Source organism: Enterococcus phoeniculicola ATCC BAA-412, assembly GCF_000407505.1.
GTDB classification, from domain to species: Bacteria; Bacillota; Bacilli; order Lactobacillales; family Enterococcaceae; genus Enterococcus_K; species Enterococcus_K phoeniculicola.
In genome coordinates, this window is record NZ_ASWE01000004.1 from 95,685 (window position 1) to 121,763 (window position 26,079).

Annotated in this window: 21 protein-coding genes; 19 read left to right on the forward strand and 2 right to left on the reverse strand. The window is 37.6% G+C overall.

Annotation, left to right across the window (positions count from 1 at the left end):
* Nucleotides 1–61 precede the first annotated feature (61 nt).
* The 8 genes from I589_RS14445 to I589_RS14480 all read left to right on the forward strand — a co-directional run bounded on the left by I589_RS14445 (nucleotide 62) and on the right by I589_RS14480 (nucleotide 10,777).
* Nucleotides 62–2,281: an FAD-dependent oxidoreductase gene (locus I589_RS14445; RefSeq protein WP_010767037.1), complete on the forward strand. Its 2,220-nt coding sequence runs from the start codon at nucleotides 62–64 to the stop codon at nucleotides 2,279–2,281.
* A gap of 38 nt (nucleotides 2,282–2,319) precedes the next feature.
* Nucleotides 2,320–3,621, forward strand: coding sequence for an MFS transporter (locus tag I589_RS14450; RefSeq protein ID WP_010767038.1), 1,302 nt, complete (start codon nucleotides 2,320–2,322; stop codon nucleotides 3,619–3,621).
* Between the two features lie 241 nt (nucleotides 3,622–3,862).
* Entirely contained in the window at nucleotides 3,863–5,662 is a 1,800-nt protein-coding gene (locus I589_RS14455; RefSeq protein ID WP_081628302.1) for a sigma-54-dependent Fis family transcriptional regulator, read from the forward strand.
* A 152-nt stretch (nucleotides 5,663–5,814) separates the two neighbouring features.
* Nucleotides 5,815–6,117 (forward strand): DUF6506 family protein, encoded by a 303-nt coding sequence (locus I589_RS14460; RefSeq protein ID WP_010767040.1) that lies wholly within the window; start codon nucleotides 5,815–5,817, stop codon nucleotides 6,115–6,117.
* 13 nt (nucleotides 6,118–6,130) lie between these two features.
* Nucleotides 6,131–7,483 carry a dihydrolipoyl dehydrogenase gene (lpdA, locus tag I589_RS14465; RefSeq protein ID WP_010767041.1) on the forward strand — a complete coding sequence of 451 codons (1,353 nt, stop codon included), beginning with the start codon at nucleotides 6,131–6,133 and terminating at the stop codon, nucleotides 7,481–7,483.
* A gap of 29 nt (nucleotides 7,484–7,512) precedes the next feature.
* Nucleotides 7,513–8,469: a thiamine pyrophosphate-dependent dehydrogenase E1 component subunit alpha gene (locus I589_RS14470; RefSeq protein ID WP_010767042.1), complete on the forward strand. Its 957-nt coding sequence runs from the start codon at nucleotides 7,513–7,515 to the stop codon at nucleotides 8,467–8,469.
* A gap of 62 nt (nucleotides 8,470–8,531) precedes the next feature.
* On the forward strand, nucleotides 8,532–9,560 hold the full coding sequence (locus I589_RS14475) for an alpha-ketoacid dehydrogenase subunit beta (protein ID WP_010767043.1): 1,029 nt from the start codon (nucleotides 8,532–8,534) through the stop codon (nucleotides 9,558–9,560).
* A gap of 14 nt (nucleotides 9,561–9,574) precedes the next feature.
* A complete protein-coding gene (locus I589_RS14480) occupies nucleotides 9,575–10,777 on the forward strand; it encodes a dihydrolipoamide acetyltransferase family protein (protein ID WP_010767044.1) in 1,203 nt (400 codons plus the stop codon).
* Nucleotides 10,778–10,853: 76 nt separating this feature from the next.
* Here the strand turns inward: I589_RS14480 and I589_RS14485 are convergent, their stop codons facing one another.
* Nucleotides 10,854–11,744, reverse strand: a complete 891-nt coding sequence (locus I589_RS14485; RefSeq protein ID WP_010767045.1) for an ArsR/SmtB family transcription factor — start codon at nucleotides 11,742–11,744, stop codon at nucleotides 10,854–10,856.
* 351 nt (nucleotides 11,745–12,095) lie between these two features.
* Between I589_RS14485 and I589_RS14490 the strand changes: the two genes are divergently transcribed.
* From I589_RS14490 to I589_RS14530, 9 genes are all read left to right on the forward strand, one after another.
* Nucleotides 12,096–13,436: an ABC transporter substrate-binding protein gene (locus I589_RS14490; protein WP_010767046.1), complete on the forward strand. Its 1,341-nt coding sequence runs from the start codon at nucleotides 12,096–12,098 to the stop codon at nucleotides 13,434–13,436.
* Nucleotides 13,437–13,604: 168 nt separating this feature from the next.
* The gene (locus tag I589_RS14495; RefSeq protein WP_010767047.1) at nucleotides 13,605–14,534 is read left to right on the forward strand and encodes a carbohydrate ABC transporter permease; all 930 of its coding nucleotides are present in this window, start codon (nucleotides 13,605–13,607) and stop codon (nucleotides 14,532–14,534) included.
* Between the two features lie 15 nt (nucleotides 14,535–14,549).
* Nucleotides 14,550–15,386 carry a carbohydrate ABC transporter permease gene (locus I589_RS14500; RefSeq protein ID WP_010767048.1) on the forward strand — a complete coding sequence of 279 codons (837 nt, stop codon included), beginning with the start codon at nucleotides 14,550–14,552 and terminating at the stop codon, nucleotides 15,384–15,386.
* Nucleotides 15,387–15,399: 13 nt separating this feature from the next.
* The gene (locus I589_RS14505; RefSeq protein ID WP_010767049.1) at nucleotides 15,400–16,008 is read left to right on the forward strand and encodes a YesL family protein; all 609 of its coding nucleotides are present in this window, start codon (nucleotides 15,400–15,402) and stop codon (nucleotides 16,006–16,008) included.
* Between the two features lie 3 nt (nucleotides 16,009–16,011).
* Nucleotides 16,012–17,451 (forward strand): glycoside hydrolase family 43 protein, encoded by a 1,440-nt coding sequence (locus I589_RS14510; protein WP_010767050.1) that lies wholly within the window; start codon nucleotides 16,012–16,014, stop codon nucleotides 17,449–17,451.
* Complete coding sequence (locus tag I589_RS14515) at nucleotides 17,448–18,416, forward strand: glycoside hydrolase family 43 protein (RefSeq protein WP_010767051.1); 969 nt, start codon at nucleotides 17,448–17,450, stop codon at nucleotides 18,414–18,416. The genes I589_RS14510 and I589_RS14515 overlap by 4 nt, the downstream gene beginning before the upstream one ends.
* Before the next feature lie 25 nt (nucleotides 18,417–18,441).
* Nucleotides 18,442–19,884 (forward strand): alpha-N-arabinofuranosidase, encoded by a 1,443-nt coding sequence (locus tag I589_RS14520; protein WP_010767052.1) that lies wholly within the window; start codon nucleotides 18,442–18,444, stop codon nucleotides 19,882–19,884.
* Nucleotides 19,885–19,888: 4 nt separating this feature from the next.
* A complete protein-coding gene (locus I589_RS14525) occupies nucleotides 19,889–20,125 on the forward strand; it encodes a hypothetical protein (RefSeq protein ID WP_010767053.1) in 237 nt (78 codons plus the stop codon).
* A 91-nt stretch (nucleotides 20,126–20,216) separates the two neighbouring features.
* On the forward strand, nucleotides 20,217–21,392 hold the full coding sequence (locus I589_RS14530) for an arabinan endo-1,5-alpha-L-arabinosidase (protein WP_010767054.1): 1,176 nt from the start codon (nucleotides 20,217–20,219) through the stop codon (nucleotides 21,390–21,392).
* 336 nt (nucleotides 21,393–21,728) lie between these two features.
* On the opposite strand, the gene I589_RS14535 is transcribed toward I589_RS14530, so the two are convergent.
* Nucleotides 21,729–22,571, reverse strand: coding sequence for an AraC family transcriptional regulator (locus I589_RS14535; RefSeq protein WP_034685426.1), 843 nt, complete (start codon nucleotides 22,569–22,571; stop codon nucleotides 21,729–21,731).
* Nucleotides 22,572–22,747: 176 nt separating this feature from the next.
* On the opposite strand from I589_RS14535, the gene I589_RS14540 reads away from it, so the two are divergent.
* Nucleotides 22,748–24,697 (forward strand): glycoside hydrolase family 127 protein, encoded by a 1,950-nt coding sequence (locus tag I589_RS14540; RefSeq protein ID WP_010767056.1) that lies wholly within the window; start codon nucleotides 22,748–22,750, stop codon nucleotides 24,695–24,697.
* A 205-nt stretch (nucleotides 24,698–24,902) separates the two neighbouring features.
* Complete coding sequence (locus I589_RS14545) at nucleotides 24,903–25,982, forward strand: GntR family transcriptional regulator (RefSeq protein ID WP_010767057.1); 1,080 nt, start codon at nucleotides 24,903–24,905, stop codon at nucleotides 25,980–25,982.
* Nucleotides 25,983–26,079 lie beyond the last annotated feature (97 nt).

Below are 26,079 nucleotides of genomic sequence, written 5' to 3' on the forward strand. Positions count from 1 at the left end.
TATTGTTGAATATATCACAATCTATATAATAAAACCATAGATAAAAAGGAGAACGCTTACTATGGAAAAATATGAAACAGAAATTCTTGTAGCTGGTGGTGGTTTAGCAGGTGTCTGCGCAGCGATTTCAGCTGCTAGAGAAGGTAGAAAAGTGACGCTTATCCAAAATCGCGGTGTACTTGGCGGGAATTCAAGTAGTGAAATACGTGTTTGGGTATGTGGTGCGACAAAGCATGGAGTGAATCGCTATGCAAGAGAAACTGGAATTATGGGGGAATTATTTTTAGAAAATCAATTTAGAAATCCCCAGGGGAATGTTTATCATTGGGATTTATTATTGCTTGAAAAAGTAAAAAAAGAACAAAATATTCAATTGTTATTGAACACTGAAGTGGTTTCTGTCGACATGAAGTCAGATGGAGAAATTCAGTCTGTGACCACAAGAACTCAGGGGGCAGAGAGAGAAAGTCAATTTTTTGCGAATTATTTTATTGATTGCACGGGTGATGGCTTGGTTGGAGCAAGTGCAGGTGCACATTTTCATATTGGTCGAGAAGCAGCAAATCAGTACAATGAGACACTTGCGCCGAAAGAGGAAGACGGAGAGTTGTTAGGGAGCACACTTTTATTTTATACAAAAGATGTAGGAGAAAAAGTGAAATTTATCGCACCGCCTTTTGCTAAAAAAATAACAGATACTTCGATAATAAAGAATCGAACTTTGAATCCAGCAGATAAAGGATGTGCCTATTGGTGGGTTGAATGGGGCGGTGAGTTAGATACAATAAAGGACAATGAAGCTATTCGAGATGAATTATTGGCAGTTGTTTATGGTATCTGGGATCATATAAAAAATTCTGGTGAGTATCAGGCGGATTCACTGGACTTGGAATGGGTAGGTACTTTACCAGGCAAACGTGAATCAAGAAGATTTATTGGCGATTATGTACTTACGCAACAAGACATTGAAAATCAAACTGCTTTTGAAGATAGAATAGGATTTGGCGGATGGTCAATCGATTTACATCCAGCAACGGGCATGTATACAGAGTCAGCTGGAGCGGTTCATGTTGTAGCTGACGGAATCTATCACTTACCATATCGAATGTTATATTCAAAAAATATCAAAAATTTATTTTTCGCTGGAAGAAATGTGTCAGCCAGTCATGTTGCTTTTGGAACCATACGTGTGATGGCGACCTGTGCAATTCTAGGTGAAGCAGCAGGGACTGCAGCAGCATTTGCTATTGATAAAAACTGCACACCAAGAGAAATCTATCAGCTTCATTTAGCAGAATACCAACAACGACTCTTAAAAAATGATGCTTCTGTCATTGGGTTAGCAAATGAAGAGTCAAAAGACAAAGTGAAAACCGCAAAACTGTCAGCAACAAGTACCCTAAGAGAACTGAATACATCAAGTGCTACTATGCACGCTAGAAGACTGGATCAAGGAGTAGGAGTGCTATTTCCATATGTAGGTCAAGAAAGCATAGAAATTTTGGTGGAGGCTAATCAATTCACACAAATGGAAGTTGTAGTTTATTCAACTGGAAGAAAAGAAAATTATATTCCGCAAAAAAAAATCAGTAGTCAAACCATTCAAATTGATTCTGGTGAAAGACAGTATAAGCGTGTTATGCTTCCAAAAATAGAAAATCAAAATGTATTTATTATCATCCGTGAGAATAGTCAGCTATCTGTTTTTATGAGTGACACTGTGATTCCAGGAGTTTTAAGCTTTATTCATGATCCAATTGGGGAGCTGAGCCAACCAGAACTACACAATTATGCGAGAAAATCACCTATTCTAGAATGGACAAATCAAAAAATAAATCGTCAAAACCTTGTATTTAAAACAGAGAGTAAAACTATCTATCAGCCTGAAAAAATTCAAAATGGCTTTGTCCGTCCTTTTGGTGATCCTAACATTTGGGTTTCCTCTCTAGAATCTTCACAAGAGGAAATTCTTACATTTTCATGGGAGGCTCCCGTGACGTTGACAGAAGTAGCGATTACGTTTAATGATGATGTAAATGAAGATCTTGTTAACCTTCATCATCATCGTACAAATTTTGATGTGATTCCTGAAATTATCAAAGACTACGAAATTTGGCTTTCTATAGATGGAAAAGACGTATTAGTAGAAAAGGTGAGAAATAACCGCGTAAGACATCGTGTACACCAATTTTCTAAACAATCGGCTGACAAGCTAGTGGTTAAACTACTTGAAACAAATGGCAGTCGTTTTAAATCATTATATGAAGTACGTGCCTATTAAAGAGCATAAATAATAAATGTAAATAAGGAGTGGATCAAGTGGATTCTGCACAAAAGGTTGTAAAACCAAAAGATAGTAAGTTTAAAATGCGTTATGTCGTTCTTGCATTAGTATTTGTGAATATTGTTATTAATTATATGGATCGCACGAATGTATCAATCGCTATGCCAGAGCTTGCAAAAGAGTTGAATTTAACAACAGTTGAACAAGGATTAATATTCTCAGCATTTGGCTGGATATATGCGGCAATGCAGGTTCCAGGAGGACTGCTGCTAGATAAATTTGGTTCTCGAATTATGTATTTTATTAGTTTGTTTGGCTGGTCATTAATGACGCTGTTTCAGTCTTCAATCACTGGATTTGCTCAGCTGTTGGGGCTACGACTAGGTGTTGGTTTTTTCGAATCACCTGTCATGCCGGCAAATAATCGAGCAATTTCATACTGGTTTCCTGAAAATGAACGTGGTACGGCAATTGGAATCTATTCTTCTGCGCAATTTCTAGGCTTAGCTTTCTCAATGCCTATCCTTTATGCTATTCACAATTCAATTGGCTGGCGTGGATTATTTATTGTGACAGGAGTGATTGGAATTGCGTGGGCGTTTGTTTGGTACATTGTTTATTCTGATCCGCAAAAAAATAAATGGGTGAGCCAACAAGAGCTTGACTATATTAAAGCTGGAGGGGCAATCTTTGAAGAAGAACTGCCAGATGAGCAACCCAAAGCAAAAGTAACGAAAGAAAATTTAAAAAAACTATTTACAAAAAAACTGATTGGGATTTATTTAGGTCAATTTGCAATTAGCGGCACATTTTGGTTCTTTTTAACTTGGTTTCCTTCATATTTAACAGAAGAAAAAGGAATGAGCCTAACATCTACAGGATTTTTATCAAGTGTCCCTTATCTTGCTGCATTTGTGGGCGTCATATTGGCAGGCTATCTTTCTGATCATTTGACCAAAAAAGGATTTTCAAAAAGTATGGCAAGAAAAATACCTGTCATTACAGGCCTACTATTAACTTTATTTATCATGGGAGCCAACTATACAAATAATCCTTATTTAATTATTGGGTTCATGTCCATTGCATTTTTTGGCAATGGATTAGCAACAATTACTTGGGTATTTGTAACCTTGTTAGCGCCTAATCAATTATTAGGATTAGCAGGTGGGATATTTAATCTGTGTGGTGCCTTATCCTCCATTGTCATCCCAATCGTCATAGGATTCTTAGTGGCAGGAGGGAATTTCTCCTATGCTTTAGTATTTGTTGCTATTATTGCATTGATTGGAGCATGCTCGTATATATTTGTTGTGGGGAATTTAGAAAAAGAAGCATAAGTTGAGCGATTCATTTCATAGAGAGTCTGCGAGTAAGAAATCTCAGGCTCTTTTTGTCTGTCTTTTTTTTGAGAGGGGGAGGACTCTGTGAATATAGAGATGAATTGAAGCATACCTCAAGTGGACTTTGTGAATTTTTTACGGTGTTTAGTTTCTATTATTGTTTATAAATGTATGCGCTTTCTATTGTTAGTTTGTGAAAAATACTTTAGAATAGAGGTAAGTACATAAAGAAAGAGGGATGAATGAAATGGGTGCAATGGCGCAGATTTGGAAGAGTTTTATCTCATCAGATTCACAAACTCATTTACTCACTTTGCCTGATAAAGTGAAAGATTCATGGCTTTTTTGTAAGGAGAATGCGGTCAGCCCCTATGTTAGCAACAAGCGAATTGAAAGTCAGTCACAGTTTATACAAAGAAGAAAGAAAAATAAAGAATTAATCGAGCTTGTTTCCACAGAGTTGAAGAATTGGGAATCCCTCTTTCGAGCAGCAAAACCAGTTTTTGTGTTAACTGATATGGAGGGATGTATATTATGGCGTGATGGCTATAGAGATACAAAGGAAAAAGCAAACGAGATTGATTTTTCAGAAGGAAGCTATTGGAGTGATTTAGAAGTTGGGACAAATGCTATTTCATTAGCTTTGAGAAATCATCAGGCAGTTGCTGTCTACCAATATGAACATTACAATATAGAATCACATGCGTGGAACTGTTGGGCAGCAGTTATTTATGGGGCCGATAAGCAGCCTGTAGGTGTACTGGATGTTTCTTCGTTCATCCGAACATCTGAAGAGGATTTGATGATTACGATGATTCAATTGATTGCTTCAAATGTTTCTGCTGTAATGGAATCCAGAGAAACTCAAAGGAAAATTCATTTGTTGGAGTACATGATGAATGAGCCAAATGAAGGGATTATTTGCGATCGTTTTTCCCGGATTCTGAAAGTTTCTGAGAAGATAGAGCTCAGTGAAGAAGAGATTCTCGGAAAGACAATCGATCAAATTAGTTTTCCAAAGGATTACTTGCTGAAGAAAAAACGGATATATTCCAATGAGGAAATTATTGGCTACTATTTTACAGTAGACAAAACAACCTCAAACACAGAATTTCGCTATTTTGGTGTTCCTAGCCAAAGTGCATCCTATCAAGCGTTTTTGAATCAGGTAAAACAAGTTTCTAAGAGTACGTTGCCTGTCCATTTATTTGGAGAAACTGGAACAGGAAAAGAGATTGTTGCAAAAACGCTTCATTATAATAGTCCAATGTCAAAAGGACCGCTGATTTCTATCAACTGTGGTTCAGTGAGTGAAAATTTATTGGAAAGTGAGTTGTTTGGTTATGCCCCAGGTGCATTTACTGGAGCAAATCACAAAGGCTTCATTGGGAAAATACGTCAAGCAGATGGAGGGACTTTATTCTTAGATGAAATTGACAGTATGTCAAAACGAATGCAGTCTGCTTTATTACGTGTTTTGGAAGAAAAGCAAGTGCATCCAATTGGAAGCGAAAATAGTTATCAGGTAAATTTCCGTTTAATTACGGCAAGTAATCAAGACTTAAAAAAATATGTTCGAGAAGACAAGTTTCGTGCGGATTTATTTTATCGTATTTATGTTTGTGGATTAAATTTACCGCCATTACGAGACAGAAAAGAAGATATTGCAAAGTTGATTCAGCTTTTTAGCAAGGAGAATCATTGGGCACCCATCTGGCTTCCAAAAATTTCTCATTATGTGAAGGAAAAAGAATGGTATGGCAATATACGAGAATTAAATAATTTCTTAGATCGTCTATCTATTTTCTATCCTGAAGAGGAACCAACAAAAGAAGAGGTTTCTTTGTTAATGAACATGGGTTGTATTGAAGAAGTCAAGACACCTCTTTGTTTAACCAGTGAACCAAAAAAAGAGGAAAAACAAGCGATTTTAGATGCGTTAGAAAATCAGCATTATCATTTATCGAATACAGCAAAAGCGCTAGGAATTTCACGAAGTACTTTGTATCGTAAGATGAAAGAGTATCAAATCGAGTGAAAAGGAAACAATATGAATCAAATGGCACAAAGCGATGACACGTTTTGTGTCTTTTTTGCTGTCTCAGAAAAGAAGATTCTGGAATGATACCGCTTTCTCTTTTGGCATGATACTTGCTTATTAGTTAAGTGAAAGATAAAGGAGGAGTCAGAATGAAGTTAAATGCTGGATTCATCTTTTTAGCACAAGGGGCGAATTATCAAACAGACCGTCAGGTAGTCTCTACTCCAAGTGTGGATTTAACTGTCGTAGGGGTAGCAAATTATGAAGATGCTTGCGTTGCAGCAAAGCAAATGGAGGAGCTGGGGATTGGTGCAATTGAGTTATGCGGAGGATTTGGAATTATCGGTACAGCGAAAGTTAAAGAGGCAGTTTCAAAGAATGTTGTTGTGGGTGTTGTAAGGTTTGATTTACATCCAGGACTCAGTCATCAAAGTGGCGATGAGTTATTTTAAGGGAGGGAAGTAGATGAAGTATTTTGATTTAGTCGTTATTGGGGCAGGTCCCGGGGGATATGTATCCGCATTAAGAGCTGCACAATTTGGAAAACAGGTGGCAGTCGTAGAAAAAAATCAGATTGGTGGTACATGCTTAAATGTGGGATGTATCCCCTCAAAAACGTTTTTAAAGCATAGTGAATGGGCATTAACGTTAAAAGAAGCCAATCAATATGGACTAAAAAATGAACTACTTGAAATTGACATAAAAAGGCTTGTTAAAAGAAAAGGACAGGTTGTTGGAACCTTGCAAGGCGGTATTCGACAGCTATTTAAGAAGAATGGCATTGCTTATTATGAAGGAGAGGCACAGCTGTCAAAAAATGGTGACGTTCAAATAGGTGCGGAACAGATCCATGGGGAAAATATTCTTCTAGCAACAGGGAGTCATCCATTTGTACCACCGATTGAAGGGCTGGAGTCGATACCCTATTTAACAACAGATACTTTTTTTGATATGGAAAAACTGCCCAACTCATTGGCGATTATTGGTGGAGGGGTGATTGCGATTGAATTAGCATTTGCCATGGCACCACTAGGAGTAAAAGTAACAGTAGTTGAAGTAGCGCCTGATATTTTATTAACAGAAGATGAAGAAGCACGAAAACTGATAAAAGAACAATTGAAAAAGCTAGGTGTCACCGTTATTACCCAAGCCGTGATAAAGAAAGTGACCAAGGAGTCTCTTCATTTATCAGACCAACTCATTGCGTTTGACCAGCTCTTAGTTGCTGCGGGAAGAAAGGCAAATTTAGAGATTCCCCTTCATTTAGGCTTGAAAGTAACAGAGGACAAAAGGTTTGTATCCGTGAATAAGGGATTTCAAACCTCACAGCCAGCCATTTACGCGGTAGGAGATGTTTCAGGTGGATTACAGCTTGCTCATGCGGCCAGTGAAGAAGGACTTGCGGCGGTCTCCCACATGTTTAAAACAGAAAAAATCGTGGTGGACAATAACCGAGTTCCTCGCTGTTTGTATACATTTCCAGAGGTAGCGTCTGTAGGTTTATCTGAGCAGCAGGCAAAAGAGTCTGGGCGAGAAATTACAGTGAAGAACCTACCCTTTGCAGGAAATGGAAAAGCAATCAGTGGACTGGAAACACAAGGGTTTGTCAAATTGATCACAGACAAAGAGTTTGGAGAAATTTTGGGTGCTGTCATTGTAGGAGCACATGCCACAGAGATGATTCATACCATTTTAGCAATTATGGCTTCTGAGGGAACAGTGGATGAGCTTGCTTCAATCATTTTTGCCCACCCAACGTTGTCAGAGGTACTTGGAGAAACAGCAAAAAGTGTGGTATTTAAAGCAATTCATGAATAAAAAACACGTAAGTCAAGGAGGAATTTGTAATGGAAAAAGATACAGCACGTTGGATTTATGAAAAAATGAATGATATTCGTCACTTTGAGGATGAAGTACATCGTTATTTTTCAAAAGGAGAGATTCCGGGCTTTGTTCACTTATATGCAGGAGAAGAAGCGATTGCCTCAAGTATTTGTTCTTTTCTAACAGACGAAGACCAAATCACCAGTACCCACCGAGGTCATGGACATTGTGTGGCAAAAGGCTGTGATTTAAATGGGATGATGGCTGAAATTTTTGGTAAATCAACAGGTTTATGTAAAGGTAAGGGCGGTTCCATGCATATTGCCGATGTGGATAAAGGAATGTTGGGTGCCAATGGAATTGTTGGCGGAGGCTTTTCTTTAGCGGTAGGAGCAGCGCTCAGAAACAAGTATTTAAAAACGAATAATGTTGCTATCTGTTTCTTTGGCGATGGTGCTTCAAATGAAGGAAATTTCCATGAATCACTGAACATGGCTTCTATCTGGAAATTGCCGGTTGTGTTTGTCTGTGAAAATAATTTGTTTGCTGAATCTACGCCTCAATGGTATTCTTCTGCATCAAAAACAATTGCTGAACGAGCATCAGCTTATAATATGCCCGGTGTTCAAGTGAATGGGAAAGACGTAGCTGAAATTTATGAGGCAGCAGGGGAAGCGATTGAACGCGCACGAAATGGAGAAGGACCAACTTTAATTGAATGTCGTACGTATCGTAACTATGGTCACTTTGAAGGTGACGAACAAAAGTATAAAGCAAAAGAAGGTCAAGAAAAAGAATGGGCAGACGTTGATTGTATTACAGTCTTCAAAGAAAAAGCTTTAGCAGAAAACTTGCTAACAGCAAAAGAAACAGAAGAAATTGAAACTGCTTCAGTTAAACGGATTGAAGAGGCAGTTGCGTTTGCTAAGGCAAGCCCAATTCCTGAACCAGAAGCATTATGGGAAGATGTGTTTGCATAGACACGGTCATAAACAAAAAGAATAGTTAAGAAAGATTCAATTAGGAAAAGGAGCGAATCACTATGGAAAGAACAACAACGTTTATGGGCGCAATCAACGAAGCTTTGGCAATGGCGATGCGTGAAAATGATCGAATTATTTTATTAGGAGAGGATATTGCAGGAGGACGTGACGTTGCTCATTTGGAAAATAAGCAGAGTGCTTGGGGCGGTGTAATGGGAGTCACGAAAGGATTATTAGAAGAATTTGGGACAGACCGTGTCATTGACACCCCAATTTCTGAGCTGGGTTATATGGGAGCTGCTGTGGGAGCTGCTGCAACAGGGTTACATCCAATTCCAGAATTAATGTTTAATGATTTCCTTGGCTTTTGTCTAGATGCATTGCTGGCACAAGGTTCTAAAATGCGGTATATGTTTGGCGGAAAAGCGAAAATTCCGATGACTGTTCGGACAATGCATGGCGCAGGAGCTTCTGCTGCGGGGCAACACTCAGGGTCTTACTATGGCTTACTAGGCTCAATTCCTGCGATTAAAGTTGTCGTTCCTTCAACACCTTACAACGCAAAAGGCTTGCTACTTGCTGCAACAGAAGAAGAAAATATTGTGATTTTTTCTGAGGATAAAACATTATATAGTCGAAAAGGAGAGGTTCCAGAAGACTATTACACATTAGAAATTGGCAAAGCACATATTGTTCATGAAGGAAGTCATTTAACAATCGTTACAATCGGGAAGATGCTCTATATCGGATTAGAGCTTGTAGAAGAATTAGGGAAAATGGGCATTGAAGTCGAGCTCATTGATTTACTAACGGTAGCACCATGGGATCAAGAAACCGTTTTGAACTCTGTGAAAAAAACAGGTCGCTTAATCGTGATTGATGAAGCAAACCCGCATAATAATACAGCAACAGACATCGCGTCTGTAGTGGTTGATAAAGCGTTTGATTATTTGGATGGACCAGTGAAGTGTGTTTGTGCCCCGAATACACCAGTGCCATTTGCAACAAATTTAGAACAGCTTTATTTACCTACCGCAAAACGTGTAATGGAAGAAGCAGATGAATTAATCTTTGATTTGAAACAGTAGGAGGTGAAGAAAACATGGCAGAAACAATTTTAATGCCTAAATTAGGGCTAACAATGACCGAAGGAACCGTTGATATTTGGTATAAAAAAGAAGGTGATCCTGTAAAAAAAGGAGAGGCTCTTTGTGAAATCAGCTCAGAAAAACTTTCTCAAGATGTGGAAGCAGAAACAGATGGCGTTTTGTTAAAAATTTTAGTTCCTGTAGGAAAAGAGGTTCCTTGTAAAGATCCGATTGGTTTTGTAGGACAACCGGGAGAAGCACTTCCGAGTTCAGTCGCAGAGCCTGAAAAAGTTGAACAAAAAACAGAAGAGGTCGCTACAGCATCAGTCAGTCCAACAAAAGTGACAGAAGTGACAGAGAAGACGGGTCGTGTATTCATCTCCCCTTTAGCAAAAAAAATAGCAGAGGAAAAAGGAATTGACTATACAGAGATTGTAGGAACGGGTGGAAACGGTCGAATTACAAGAAAAGATGTTGAGGCATACAAAGCCCCAGCAAAAGAAATAGCGATGACGCAACAAGTACCAACAGGTGAAGGACTAACGGGTATGAGAAAGGCCATTGCCAAAAATATGATGAATAGCATCCATTCAAGTGCACAGCTTAGCTTGCACAGGAAAATTGATGTGACAGAGTTAATAGTCTTTAGAAAAGAATTAAAAGCAAAGCTTGGCGATAGCGTCAGCAGCAGCGTCTTTAGTTTAAATATCTTTTTAGTGAAGGCTTTAGCACAAGCACTTAGAGAAGTACCGTTGATGAATGCCCATTATGATGGCCAGACATATATGAAAAACGAAGAAATTAATATAGGAATTGCGGTTGCCTTAGATGAAGGGTTGATTGTTCCTGTAATTAAAGGAGCAGAAAAACGCTCATTAAGTAATCTAGCAAAAGAATTTGGTCGAGTAACGACCGCTGCAAAAGATGGAAGCTTGTCTGGGGATGATTTGTCTGGAGGAACGTTCTCTATGACGAATCTTGGAAGTGAAGGGATTGAATACTTTACCCCAATTTTAAATGCTCCTGAGGTAGGAATCTTAGGTGTAGGGGCATTAAGCAGTCGGCTAGTGTTGGGCGAAGATAGTGAACTACTTGAGAAAAAAGAGCTACCATTAAGCTTGACGTTTGATCATCAAGTAGTAGATGGTGCACCAGCTGCACAATTTATGAAGCATTTAGCCAATTATCTTGAACATCCCTACTTGTTGATGGTTTAAAAAGTAAATCAAAGATACCCACCAATGTTTGTACATACTCGAACATTGGTGGGTATCTTATTTATTTCAGCTTTTACTAACTATAGAATGTTTTAATTTTTATATCCTGGTCATAATTTCCAAACCCTTTACCAAAGAGAGTGCAGCCTCCGATATGTTTTGCATCCTCTTTTACTTCAATTTTTAAATGCCACGTATCCTCATGACTCGGAATATCTGAAATGCTGATTTCCGACAGTGGGTCTCCTTCCATATATGTCCCATGATTCATGATGCGAATCGTCTTTAAGATACCATACTGATTCAGATTATCAGGATACCAATCGGGTGTATATTTCCCTCGAATATCTGCAAAATCACCAGGACTCGTCCACGTGCCTAACTCAACTCCGTTTAATGTGAAGGTAATATCAGATGGCCAGTTGTCATTTGAAAAAGGAAACTCTGAGGAGATTTCCATAGAGATTTCAAGCATCTCAAGTTTTTCAGTTGATGAAAGAAAATTAGGCGACTGATATTCAACAAACCCTTTGGTAAACCAAAGAATTCTTGCATCCATGCGGCTAGGATCCATGAAGTATTTGGGTTCATCGACAGGACCGATGAAATCATTTAAGGTCGCAAGACCACAAGTTGGCTCAACGGAGTAATTTGTGTAGTGTCCTACAGGAATCGTACTTTCTCTGGTATCGAACGCATTAAAGATTTTTTCAGGAAAGTTCACCTCAATTTTATCAACACGAAGGCTAGAGATTTTTTGTTGTCCAACTTTTTCTGTTTTAATTAATTTAGCCTCTTCAAGTTTTTTTATATGCATGGTGACAATGGCACTGCTCAGACCTAATTCAGCTGCCAACTCTTTTATATTCATTTTATTCTTTGCTAAAAGCTGGATGATGTTGATTCGGACATTGCTAGCTAAAGCCTCATAGACAGGCAATGCTTCGGAATTAATTTCTAATTGCATCTTATTCACCTCGTGAATCCGTTTTATTTGACTTCATATTAACATATTTATTAACAACTGTAAAACAAATCTTTATAAATCTATATTGTTAATAAAAACATTAATCGATAGTTTAGTTAAACTGATTATTTTAATATAAATGCTATTGACAGCGATTTCATTTCGTTTTATTATTTAGTTGTAAATTGAAAGGGGTTGCTTATTGGGACCGAATGTTTAGTTTTGGAATAATTTATTTATTTTTAAGTTTTGTAGTTTCATCACTTTTTTAAGAAATATTAGAAGTTTGTCTTGTCAAGTTATTATCAATTGAATGAAGAGAACAAAATTATGAAGAAGGAGAGTTTTGAGATGAAAGCGAGTAAAACAATTTTAACAGCCGCAGCAATTGCTCTAAGTACAATCGTTTTAGGTGCATGTGGAAGTGGGAGTAAGGATAAGTCTGATTCGAATGGAAATGACGAATTAACATTCATGTTTCGAGGGGGAGAGGATGAGAAAAAGGCATATAGTGCTGCGATTAAAAAGTTTGAAGAAGCAGAAGACGTAAAAGTAAAAATTATATCTACGGATGCAGATCAGTATGCAACAAAATTACAAGCAGCTATATCAGGTGGAAATTTACCGGATGTATTTTATATAGAACAAAGTAGCTTAATGCCATATGTGGATAACGGTGTCTTGCTGGATATCACCGATGAAGTGGAAAAATCGGACTTTGATTTATCAAATGTTTGGGAATATGGCGTAAATAGTTATCGATATGATGGAGAGAAAGTGGGCAGTGGTGCTCTTTATGGGCTACCTAAAGATGTTGGACCATTTGCATTAGGCTATAACAAGCAGATGTTTAAAGATGCAGGAATTGAGCTGCCAGATAAGGATAAACCATACACTTGGGAAGAATTTGCAAAAGTATCTCAAGCGCTGACAAAGGATACGGATGGTGATGGAGAATTAGATCAGTGGGCAACTGGTTTTAATGTAAACTGGAGTTTACAGGCATTTGCATGGAGTAATGGTGGTGATTGGATCAATGAAGACAAAACGAAGGTTGTGGTGGATACACCGGAATTTGCCGAATCCTTGCAATTTTTTGCAGATTTACAAAACAAATATAAAGTGACACCCTCTATTTCAGATGCACAAACTCTAGATACGTATCAACGCTGGATGAATGGTGAAATCGCGTTCTTCCCAGTAGGTCCATGGGACATGAGTACGTATGCAGGATTGGACTTTGAATACGATTTAATTCCTTGGCCTGCTGGATCAACAGGACGGCCAGCAACTTATGTAGGTTCTTTAGGGATTGGTGTATCAAGCAAAACAAAATCTCCAGAAAAAGCTGTTAAACTTGTCGAATATTTAAGTGCGTCAGAAGAAGGACAACAGCAATTAGTAGATGCACAAATTCAGATTCCTAACTTAATTGATATGGCTGAAAAATGGGCTTCTGCGACAGATAAGGTTCCTAATAATAAAGAAGAATTCCTTCAAATTGTACAAGATTATGGTCGTCCTATGCCAGCAGCAGCAACGTATAATGCAGAATGGTATGATGAGTTCTTTATTAATATCCAATCGGTATTAGATGGAGATCAAACAGCTGCTGATTATGTAAAAGAAGTTCAGCCGCGTATGCAGGCAAAACTAGATGAAGCAATTCAACAACAAGAAACTGCTAAGTAAAAAATTTAAAGCAAGCTGTCACTCAACTTTAAATGAGTAATAACTTGTAGTTGAAAAATCAACAGATTTAATCTGTATGTAGAATCAAAAAGAAATAAGTAGCTGGGGGAATTTTTGTTGCTCCAGCTATGCTCTTTGGACGTTCGACTATTTTAAGGGGGCACTAGTATGGAGATGTCAGCCAAAATGAACAAGAAAAAAACAAGTAAAGCACCAAAAAGTAATTTATATAAGAAAGAGCATAGAGTTGCCTTTTTATTTGTTCTTTTGCCAGTAGTAGGATTTATTTTATTTTCATTAATTCCGTTATTGTATTCTGCCTATGCGGCGTTTACCGATTGGAATGGGCTTGGCCAAATGAATTTTATTGGATTTGATAATTTTAGAAAACTTTTTAAAGATGAGTATTTTTATAAAACTTTGTTTAATACCTTATACCTAATGCTGGGTATTCCGATTGGATTATTTCTCTCGTTTATTTTAGCGTCTGCGTTAAGCAGAGGAATAAAAGGAACAACTATTTTTAGAACCATCTACTATATTCCAGTGATTTCATCCTTAGCAGCAATCTCAATTTTATGGCAATGGGCTTATAATGGTGATTTTGGTTTAGTCAATCAAGTACTAGATATTTTTGGTATCGATGGTCCTAATTGGTTGCAAAATCCTGATACCGTGAAGCCTGCGATTATTATTATGACTGTTTGGAAAGGATTAGGGTACTCGATGTTGCTTTATCTTGCTGCAATTCAAAGTGTCCCAAAAACATTTTATGAAGCGGCCGAATTAGATGGGGCTTCGTCTTTTCAGAAATTTAAAAATATCACATGGCCAATGGTAAAACCAGTAACATTTTTCTTAGTAGTAACCAACATAATTGGTGGCTCTCAAATATTTACAGAAATTAATATTATGACGCCAACAGGTGGACCTAAGTATAGTTCAGCAACCATTGTTTGGTACATTTGGCAAAAGGCGTTTAAGAACTGGCAGATGGGATACGCTAGTAGCATGGCGTTAATTTTAGCTATATTAGTGTTTGCTGTCACTGCATTCCAATTTTATATGAATAACCGTTCAAGCTATTCGATGGATTAAAAGGAGGGACTATCAATGACGAAAAAAAAGAATATGACTAATATCTTAATTATTATCGTTTTGTCTATCGGAGCGATTGTAATGGTTGGTCCACTCCTGTGGATGGTTTCAACCTCATTAAAAGAAAAATCAGGTGTTTTTCAGCTCCCGCCACAATGGATTCCAAATCCAGTGAAGTGGGATGCATATAAACGGTTAGCAGAACTAGATACATTAGCATCCGGAATAAAAAATACGGTTATTGTTTCGTTATCGGTCACGATTGTTGGAACAATAACTTCTAGTATGGCTGCTTTTTCATTTGCAAAGCTTAGAATGCCCCATAAAAATGCATTATTCTTAATGTTGCTAGCGGCTTTAATGATTCCCTATCCTGCGGTAATGATTCCTCAATTTATGATGTTTTCAAAAATTGGCTGGGTTGATACATTACTCCCATTAATTGTCCCAGGAATGTTTGGCAATATTACGATGATTTTCTTTTTGAGACAGTATTTATCTAATATCCCAGATTCTGTAGTTGAGGCAGCAAAAATTGATGGTGCTGGGTATTTGAAAATGTTTTTCCAACTAATTTTTCCGTTAATCCGTCCAGCAGTTGCGGCACAATTTATTTTGTGGTTCATGGGGGTTTGGAATGATTATTTGGCGCCATTAGTTTATTTAAATAGTCCTGAAAAACAAACTTTGCAGGTGGTGATAGCTAACTTGAATGCGGCATATGCTATTCAAACAGATTATCCACTTATCATGGCAGCTTCAGTTGTTTCGTTATTACCTGTATTGATTGTATTTATTATTTTTCAAAAACAAATTATTGAGTCTGTTGCATTGTCAGGTATGAAGGGCTAGTGAGGAGCAGAAAATGATACAAAAATTAATGAAGGCAATAAATGTTGTCGTTATTCTATTTCTTATCAACATTCTATGGTTTTTCGGAACAATAATAGGTGGATTATTTTTAGGCTTTGTTCCAAGTACGGCAGCATTAATTCATCTCTTGTTATTACCAGATTTATTTCAAGATACTTATTCATACAAAGAAATTGTACTGATTTTTATTAAAAGATATTGGCAGATATTGAAAGAATATACATGGCGTGTAGTAGTTGTACCATTCTCGATAATTATTCTTTATTTTGACGTGTTAATTATACAACAAAATAGTTTGATGAAAGCACTGTTTCAATGGCCGCTTATTTTATTCATGGGCTATATGTGCCTAATAATAATTAACTATTTCATTTTAGATGATAGTTTTCCACTAGAAAGAAATAGAAGCAAGTTGAAATTTTCAATGGCGGTTGTCTTTCTTTTGCCACTTCAATCGTTAACGAGCGCTGTGTTATTTCTCTGCTTCTTTGTTATAGGTCTTGCCTATTCATGGTTTCTATTTTTTGCTATTCCACTTTTCGTTTATGTGATAACTCATTTATTTCTTTCTGCGTTAAAAAAGAAACGGTTGGTGAGTTAATAAATGAAACAAAAAATTTTACTGTTTGGAGTTGCTATAGGAGCCATACTGATTTTATCTAGTTGCAAAAAAGAGGAAGTAGCACAAACGCTAACCAATCCCAATTTTGAAAATGTGAGTGTCCATGACCCTTCCATAATAAAGTCAGCGGATAGCTATTATATTTTAGGCTCACATATGCAATTTGCCAAAAGTGAAAATCTCATTCAGTGGGAACAATTATCAGAAAGTGTTGCACAAACATCATTATTTGATGATATACGCGAAGAGCTAAAAGAAGAATTTTCTTATGCAAAAACAGATACATTATGGGCTGGAGATATTCAGCAACTTAAAAATGGAAACTATTATATGTACTACTGTCTCTGCCAAGGGACGTCTCCTCTATCAGTATTAGGAGTGGCGGTCGCAGATTCAATTGAGGGACCTTATGAAAAAGTAGAATCTTTTTTATACTCTGGGAGCTCTCCTAAATTTGGAGAGACTTATGATGCAACAACAGATCCTAATGTGATTGATCCTCACGTATTCTATGACAACGATGGAAAACTGTGGATGGTTTATGGTTCTTATTCTGGTGGAATTTATATTATGGAAATGGATGGAGAAACTGGACTGCCGATTGACACAACCTCTTATGGAAAACGACTATTGGGAGGCAATCACAGTCGGATAGAAGCACCTTACATTTTATATAATCATGAAACAAAATATTATTATTTATTTACATCGTTTGGTGGATTAGACTCTTATGGTGGTTATAATATGCGTGTTGCAAGGTCTAAAACAGTAGACGGCCCTTACGAAGATGGTCTAAATCAACAAATGATTGATGCTAAAGGAGCCAAAGGAACAACCTTTGATGATTTAAGTATCGAAGGATATGGAAATAAACTAATCGGGAATTTTTTCTATGAAGAAGATGATGGATTAACGAATGCAGGATATGTTTCTCCAGGCCATAATTCAGCAATATATGATGAAGAAAGTGACACTTATTTCCTTATTTTTCATACAAGATTTCCAAATAGTGGTGAAGAGCATCAAGTACGTGTCCATCAATTATTTTTCACCGAAGCTGGGTGGCCAGTCGTTTCTCCTTTACGATATGCAAACGAAAAACTAGATAATTATACAACAGGTATGATAGACGGTTCCTACCGCTTACTGAAATTTTCTAAAGAAATTAGCGATCAAATCCAAGAGCCAGAAGCAGTCACCTTAAAAAATGGAGATATTTCAGGAAAAGTGAAGGGAAGTTGGACATTAGCATCAACTAACATTGATAAAGATTCGATAGTGAAAATAAATGAAGAAGAATATAGAGGGAAATTTATTTCTGTTTGGGATGAAAATCAGGAACAGCAAGTGATGTCATTTACTGGTGTTTCCAAAGAGGGAGTTCCTCTATTTTTAATTGAGAACAAGGAGCAAAAGTCATGAATGAAAAACAACAATATGAAAATCCAATTGTATTTGAGCGGGCAGATCCGTGGGTTTATAGACATACGGATGGATATTATTATTTTACGGGATCTGTACCAGGCTATCAGTCTATCGAAATAAGACGAGCAAAGAAACTAAATGATTTGGAATCTAACAGCGAGGTTATGACTGTATGGCACGCCCACACAGACGGCTTAATGAGTCAGCTGATTTGGGCACCAGAACTTCATTTTATTGAAGGAAAATGGTACATCTATTTTGCTGCAAGTAATCATGGCGAAGAACGAGATGAAAAGAATCATCATCGTATGTTTGTAATAGAAAATAGCAATGAGTCGCCAATGAATACAGAATGGATAGAAAAAGGCCAAATTATTACACAATTTGAAAGCTTTAGTTTAGACGCAACTGTATTTGAACATAAAAATGAACTTTACTATGTCTGGGCACAACTAGATCCAAGAATCCCTGGAAACTCCAATCTTTACTTATCAAAGATGGAGAATCCATGGACATTAACAGGGAAACAACTTTTATTATCTGTCCCAGAGTATGAGTGGGAAAAAATTGGCTTTTCAGTAAATGAAGCGCCAGCTGTTCTAATTAGAAATGGGAAAATCTTCATTACCTATTCTGGTAGTGCAACTGATGAAAATTATGCAATTGGTCTACTTTGGGCAGATGAAACGAGCGATTTATTAGATGGGTATTCATGGAATAAATTAGACAAACCTATTTTTGTTAGCTCTGAAAAGAATAAACAGTACGGTCCTGGACACAATTCATTTACTAAAAATGAAGATGGAACAAAAGATGTCATTGTTTTTCATGCAAGACCTGAAAAAAATAAAGAAGGTGATCCTTTAAATAATCCAAATCGCCATGCAATTGCACAAGAATTTACGTGGACAAAAGATGGATTTCCATTTTTAGGAGAACCTGTGGCAAACACAAGAGTATAAATAGTCTGAAAAGTGAGGAAATCAAATGAAAATCAACGTATTAAATCAAAAATCAGGTCCAACTATTAGTAAATATATTTATGGTCATTTTGCTGAGCATTTAGGTCGTTGTATTTATGAAGGACTATATGTGGGGAAAGACTCTTCTATCCCTAATGTTAATGGTATGCGCGTGGACGTAGTTGAAGCATTAAAAGCCATTAATATTCCTGTTTTGAGATGGCCTGGGGGGTGCTTTGCTGACGAGTATCATTGGAAAGATGGCATTGGACCAAAAGAAACACGAAATAAAATGGTAAATACTCACTGGGGTGGTGTGACGGAAACCAATCATTTTGGGACGCATGAATTCTTTGAACTGGTTCGACAATTAGAATGTGAAGCGTACGTTAACGGAAATGTGGGTAGTGGGACCGTTCAAGAAATGTCTGAGTGGGTGGAATATATCACGATGGGCGGCACTTCTCCTATGGCTGACTGGCGTAGGGAAAATGGGCAAGAAGAGCCTTGGGACATGAAATTTTTTGGTGTAGGAAATGAAAACTGGGGCTGTGGTGGAAATATGCGTCCAGAATACTATGCTGATTTGTATCGTCGCTATCAGACGTATGTTCGTCAGTATGGGGACAAAAAGATTTATAAAATTGCTGGTGGTGCCAACGTGGACGACTATCATTGGACAGAAGTGTTAATGAAAAATGCTCATTGGTTAATGGATGGATTAAGCTTACATTACTACGTTCATCCGCAAGGTTGGGAGAAAAAGGGAAGCGCACTGGCGTTTGATGAAAATGAATGGTATGTCACTTGTGAGAAAGCTGCGCATATGGATGAATTAATCACACGCCACAGTGCGATTATGGACCAATATGATCCTGAAAAACGTGTAGGAATTATTGTGGATGAGTGGGGAACTTGGTTCACAGCTGAACCGGGTACAAATCCTGGCTTTCTATATCAGCAAAATACCATTCGTGATGCGATGGTGGCGGCGATTACACTAAACATTTTCCACAAGCACGCAGAACGTGTTCACATGGCAAACATTGCTCAAACAGTGAACGTGTTGCAAGCAATGATTTTAACAGATGGTGAAAAGATGATTAAGACACCTAGCTATCACGTATTTGAGTTGTATAAAAATCATCAGGATGCCGAATTGGTTGATACCTATAGCAGTGAAAACAATACCGTTTCTTATACTGTTTCAAAGAAAGACAATCAAGTAACTGTTTCTATCTGTAATTTTTCTACCACCAATACAGAAGAAATTTCACTTAGCCTTGAACAATTCGGGCAGGTGAAGGAAGCTCAATACATCTATGCAAAAGAAATGAATGCGCATAATGATTTTGATGCGCCAGAAGTTGTTTCTATTCAATCGTTTACAGATTATAAAGAGACAAATGATGGGGTTTCTGCAACGGTTCCTCCGATGTCTGTGACAACAATTGTCATAGGAGAATAGGCGCATGACCTGTAAAGGATGCGAAATAAAAGAAGAAGCAGCAAATGTGGACGTAGACGTATTGATAGAGGAGCAGCTACGTATGGAAATTGATTTAGCCAGTCAACAGATAGCAAAGAAAAGAACAGAAATTTGCGAAACCTGTCCATTTCGTGTAGGTGATACCTGTGGGAAATGCGGCTGTTACTATAAATTTCGAGCGAATTTATCAAACAAAACCTGTCCAGCAGGCTATTGGTGAGAGAGAAAAGAACGAGAAGAGCTGACACGAAACGAATGGATTTTGTGTCAGCTTCTTTAAGCGAAAAAGGATAAAAAGAAGGAGTGACAAAATGATATTTGAAAAAAATGGGGTTCATGACCCAACGATACTTCAGGAAAACGGAATCTACTATCTCTATTCAACAGATACATTACAGCCGGAAACAAGAGGTGTTCCTATACGTACCTCTAAGGATTTGATTCATTGGAAATTTGAAAAAGCTGCCTTAGACGGAGTTCCTAGCAAAGCAAAACTATGGTCTGGTGCAACTGAACTCTGGGCGCCAGAAGTAATTAAAGTCGATGATGAATATCGAATGTATTATTCAGCCTCTACTTTTGGGAGTACAACCTCTTTCATTGGTTTGGCGGTGTCAGATCATCCATTAGGTCCGTGGGTTGATAAAGGAGAGGTAGTAAAAACAAATCCTCAAATAGCTGCACATAATGCGATTGACGCAAATATTTGTTATGACAGAAAAAACAATCAATGGATGGTTTACGGGTCTTTTTTTGGCGGGATTTATATAGCAGAAATTGATAAAGTAACAGGTAAGTTCTCCAACAAAGGGTATGGAAAACAACTAGCCATTCGCTCACAAAGCGTTGAAGGAGCTATTGAGGGTCCTTTTATTAAGTATAATCCTGATACGGATGATTATTATTTGTTTGTATCATTTGATTCATTGAATGATTTTTACAATATTCGAGTGGGTCGATCGAAATCAATTGATGGTCCATACATTGACTTTTTGGGGAACGAACTAACAAATTTAGAACTATGTCCAGACAAAATTGGTACAAAAATACTAGGTGGTTATCAGTTTAGTGGAGAGATTCCGTTGTATGCACCGGGACATAACTCTGTTTTTTTTGATGAGGGAACAAAGCAAGACTATCTCGTGCATCATGCGCGAAAAAAACAGTTCTCTGACGAGTTTTTCTTACAAGTTCGACCCTTGTTTTGGTTATCAAATGGTTGGCCAGTTACAACACCTTATGAATACACAGGTCGCATAGAAAAAGTACCAGCTAAACTTGAGCACTTACAAGGAGCATGGGAAATCGTCTTGTTTTCGCAGGCTGATGTTCAAAAATCCGAAGGGATTGCTGATATCACTATGTGGTTGGAGAAAACTGAAAGTACGTATATAACCTATAAGCAAGAAGTAAAAAAACAGCTGTATATTAGCGGAATAACAGGTAGCGGAATCTGTTTTTTTGGGAAAAAAGATGAATGCAAATAAGCTTAACAAAAGAAACAAAGAAAAATGTGCACAGTTGCATGCCAAAAGGACGGGATAGCTGGGCTGTTTTTGGTGCATCCGTTACGTAAAAAGAGGTTTGTAACAAATAATGGCTCAAAGGTTAAAAGAATTTAACTGGTCTTATGTAGTCGTGGAGTGACACTAAAAGAAAGATAGATACTGACTTCGTGGAATTCCATGGAACAAAGGGAAAAAAGGGAAAGAAAGGATGGAAGGTTGCGGAGAAGAGAATGGCATTGCTTTTTGTTTTTGCTGTAGGATACGAGGAGTGTGGATTATAACTATTTGAGTTATAATCCACACTCCTCGTCTTTTTTATTTTCTTCGATAATCTGTTGGTGAGACGGAAACCATTTTCTTGAATAATCTCGAAAAGTATTTTTCATCTTGAAATCCGACGTCTTGTGCGATTTCTTTAATTGTTTTGGGACTTTCAAGCAATAATGTTTTTGCTTTATCCATTCTTTGCTGTTGCAGATAGCTGGTCATGGTTGTTCCCATTGTTTTTGAAAAAAGATGAGAGAGATAGGCTTTATTGTAGCCAAAATTATTCGCCGTTTCCTGTACAGTAATTGGCTGGGCATAGTTTTTTTGCAGCCAGTCTGTGACAAACCCTATCAAATGATTTTCTTGTGATTTGCTGGTAGTCAAAAGTGACTGCTTGGTGGTTGCAGATAAGCTAAGCAGTAATGTTTTTGTAAATGAATCCAAAAGCTCTGGCTGCCAAACACTGTGTTTCATTGCGAGAATTAATTGTTGGAATAAAATCAGCTCATTAGTGGAAGCTAGCCCCTCAGCGTAAAGCGGCCAAACAAATGCTGACTCTAGCTTAGTTTTCTGTAGCCGGTCAAAAGACTGAATAGAAAAAAGGGAAGCGGGTGCTAGAAAATGCAGCCAATAAAAAGATAGACCGCCAGGGGATTCCTGCTGTCCAGAAAATGAAGTGTAAGGAGGAATCAGTAACACATCCCCAGGTTTTACAGCAAGGACTTCTCCTTCAATTAGTAAGTGCAGCGTGTCTTTTATTCCGATAAACAATTCGTAATTATGGTTGACCCTAGGTAAGTGCTGCCAAGGAATCTCTGAAAAAAACTTTCCAGCAAGCTCAAATGTAATGGGTCCTGTGTGACCAATTACATAATTAGTCGGTTCAAACATGAACATTTTCCTTTCCTATAACTAGCTTTTATCCTCTATATCTATCTTTTTTTCTAACGACAATAAATTGAATGAATTATATAATAAACTCAACCTAAATGATAACGTTTTTATAAAAGAAAGGCAATTATAAAAATATGAACTAGTATTTGTCTACCATAAAGGAGAGAATGGATATGTTACAAGAATTTTCGTTGAATTCAGTCAAGCTATCAGATACATTTTGGAAAAACTATCAAGCTTTAGTAAAGGAAACAGTCATTCCTTATCAATACGAGGTACTAAATGATGCCATTACTGTTGATGTCCAAGCAGAAAGAGCAGATGATACGCTACCTACGGGTAAAAGTCATGCATTAGAAAATTTTCGGATTGCCGCAGGACTGAAATCAGGAGAGCATTTTGGATGGATATTTCAAGATAGTGATGTTTATAAATGGTTAGAAGCAGTTGGCTACAGCCTAATCAATCAGCCAGATAATGAATTAGAGACACTTGCTGATGAAGTCATTGAATTAATCGGAAAAGCGCAAGCAGAAGATGGCTACTTAGACACCTACTTTCAAATTAAAAACCCGAAGCTAGCCTATCGAATGCTCTATTTTAGCCATGAACTGTATTGTGCAGGACATTTAATTGAGGCAGCAATCGCTTATGACCAAGCAACAGGAAAACAGTCCCTTTTGGAAATTGCCAAACGAGTAGTTGAAAATATTCAGGTTCACTTTGGTTATGAAGAAGGAAAAATTCACGGTGCTGATGGTCATCAGGAGATAGAGTTGGCGCTTGTCCGGCTCTATGAACATACACAAGACAAACAATATTTAACACTTGCAGCATTTTTCACAGATATTCGAGGGAGCAACCCTCATTTTTATGCTAATGAAGTGAAACGAAATCTTGATGAAGGACTTTCTGATGAGAAGCCGGTGATTGACCCAGCCTATTTACAAGCAAATGAACAGCCAAAAAATCAGCAGATTGCACAAGGTCATGCTGTTCGTATGCTTTATATGGCAACGGGAATGGCAAAAATTGCGAATCATGCCAACGATAATGAACTCTTAGCTGCTTGTGAGAGAATTTGGGAAGATGTGACAAAAAGAAAAATGTATGTTACAGCAGGTGTAGGCTCGACGGTTCATGGAGAGGCATTTACGGGGGCGTACGACTTGCCCAATGACACTATGTATTGCGAAACCTGTGCATCTATTGCACTTGTTTACTTCGCGTATGAGCTGTTCAAAATAAATCCTAAGAAAGAATATATGGATGTTTTAGAGCGCGCATTATATAACGGTGTATTATCTGGAGCCTCTGTAGATGGTAAACATTTTTTCTATGTGAATCCTCTGGAAATTCATCCAGACAGCTGTCGTCATAATCCAGGAAAGGGTCATGTTAAAACGACACGTCCTGATTGGTTTGGTTGTGCATGCTGTCCGCCTAATTTTGCTCGTCTGATTAGCTCACTTCAAAAATATGTGTATACACAAGACGAGGAGAATGTCTACCTGAATTTATTTGTTGCTAGTCAGTTAACAACAGAACAAGGCGTGCGCATTAAGCAAAAAACAGCATTTCCTTATGAAAACCAGCTTTGCATTGAAGTAGATAATGGCGCAGGAAAGCTGTTTATTCGTAAACCCTCATGGGCAAAAAATATGCAGATGCATACTGAAGCGACAGTTGAAGAGACAGCGGACTATTTTATTGTCCAAATGGATGAAAAGACGCGCATTCAAGCCTCTTTTGAACAACCTACTTTAGCGATTCGCAGCAACCCTAAGCTATGGACGAACAGCCAACTGTTAGCTATTCAAAGAGGGCCATTTGTTTATTGCGGAGAGGGAAGAGATAACTCGATGTTATTTTCTTACCGAGTTCGTTTGGCGAGTATTTCAAAGGCAAAGTTAACGAAGAATGCGAGTGTGTTACCAGAAACGCTTCAACTTGTTGTTTCTGCTGAAAAAGTGAAAAATTGGGAGACGGATGCTCTTTACAACTTTGTGTCAGACAAAGAAGAAACAAGCCCTGCACAGTTAACGCTAATCCCCTATCATTTGTGGGGCAATCGTGGCGAAAATGAATTGCGTGTTTGGTTCCCTGAATATACGGAAAATTAGCGATTACGATAAAAAGAAAGCACCTACAAGAAAAGTCAGCGTAATAGGCAACGTCATAAAATAAGGATAAGTAAAAAAGTGAGTAGAAAATATTCTGCTCATTTTTTTAAATTCCTCTATAAATAATAAAAAACATTCTTCTCTTGAGCGCAGAAAGAAAACCGTCTATACTAAATGTACGTACAAATTTTAAGGAGCGTTCAATATGAAATCAAAATATCAACTAATTGCGGATGAAATTCGCTCAAAAATATTAAGCAATGAGTATACAGTAGGTTCAGTCATTCCTCCTGAATTACAGTTGCAAAAAGACTATGAAGTAAGTCGTCACACCGTAAGACAGGCAATTGCCCTATTAGTTAATGAAGGATATTTGAGGAAAGAAAAAGGATCAGGGACTTATGTAGATGATGCATTTCAAACAGATGTCCGAATAGGTGGAAAAAAGACAATCGGGGTGATTACAACCTACTTATCTGATTATATTTTTCCAGCGATTATTCGGGGGATTGAACAGGAATTAAGAAAAAAAGGCTACTCGTTGCTGCTGGCAAGTACAAATAATGATCCAGTTCAGGAAAAAGAATGTCTTGAAAGAATGTTGGAACAAGGCGTTCAAGGCTTGATTGTTGAGCCGACAAAAAGCAACCAGTTCAATCCTAATTTAGCACTATATCTATCATTTAAAGAACGGAATATCCCGATAGTTATGATTAATGCTTATTATGAAGAGATGGATACTCCGCATATATGTGTGAATGACACGAAAGCTGGCTTGATTGCTACGGAATATTTGATTCAAAACGGACATAAAGAGCTTGCACTAATCACTAAAATTGATGATTTACAAGGCAAATACCGAATGAAAGGCTTCATAAAAGCCCATGAAACCTACCGAATGCCCATGCGTTCAGAGATGCTTTTTACCTATACAACTGAAACCAAAGAGGTAGTGGCAAAAAGTGCAGTAGAAGCGATCTTAAAAGAGGAAGTAAAGCCAACGGGAATTGTTTGCTACAACGATGAAATAGCAAATCGTATGGTGAAGGAGCTTGGAAATAAAGGTTATCATGTACCGAATGATTTTTCAATTATTGGGGAAGATGATTCCTATCTGAGCTTGATTGGTGAAGTTTCTTTAACAACAGTGACGCATCCAAAAGAATTGATGGGAATTGACGCTGCCAAATGGATTATTCAGGCAATTGAAACTTCGGAAATGAAAAAGAATATTTATTATGACCCACAGTTAGTCCTACGAGAATCTGTCCAAAAACTCCATTGATATATGCGTACATTTTTTATAACTTCATTGACATGTACGGACAAATAATTTATAATTCTTTTTGTAGAAAGCGATAACAAAATCGTTTTTAGCAGAA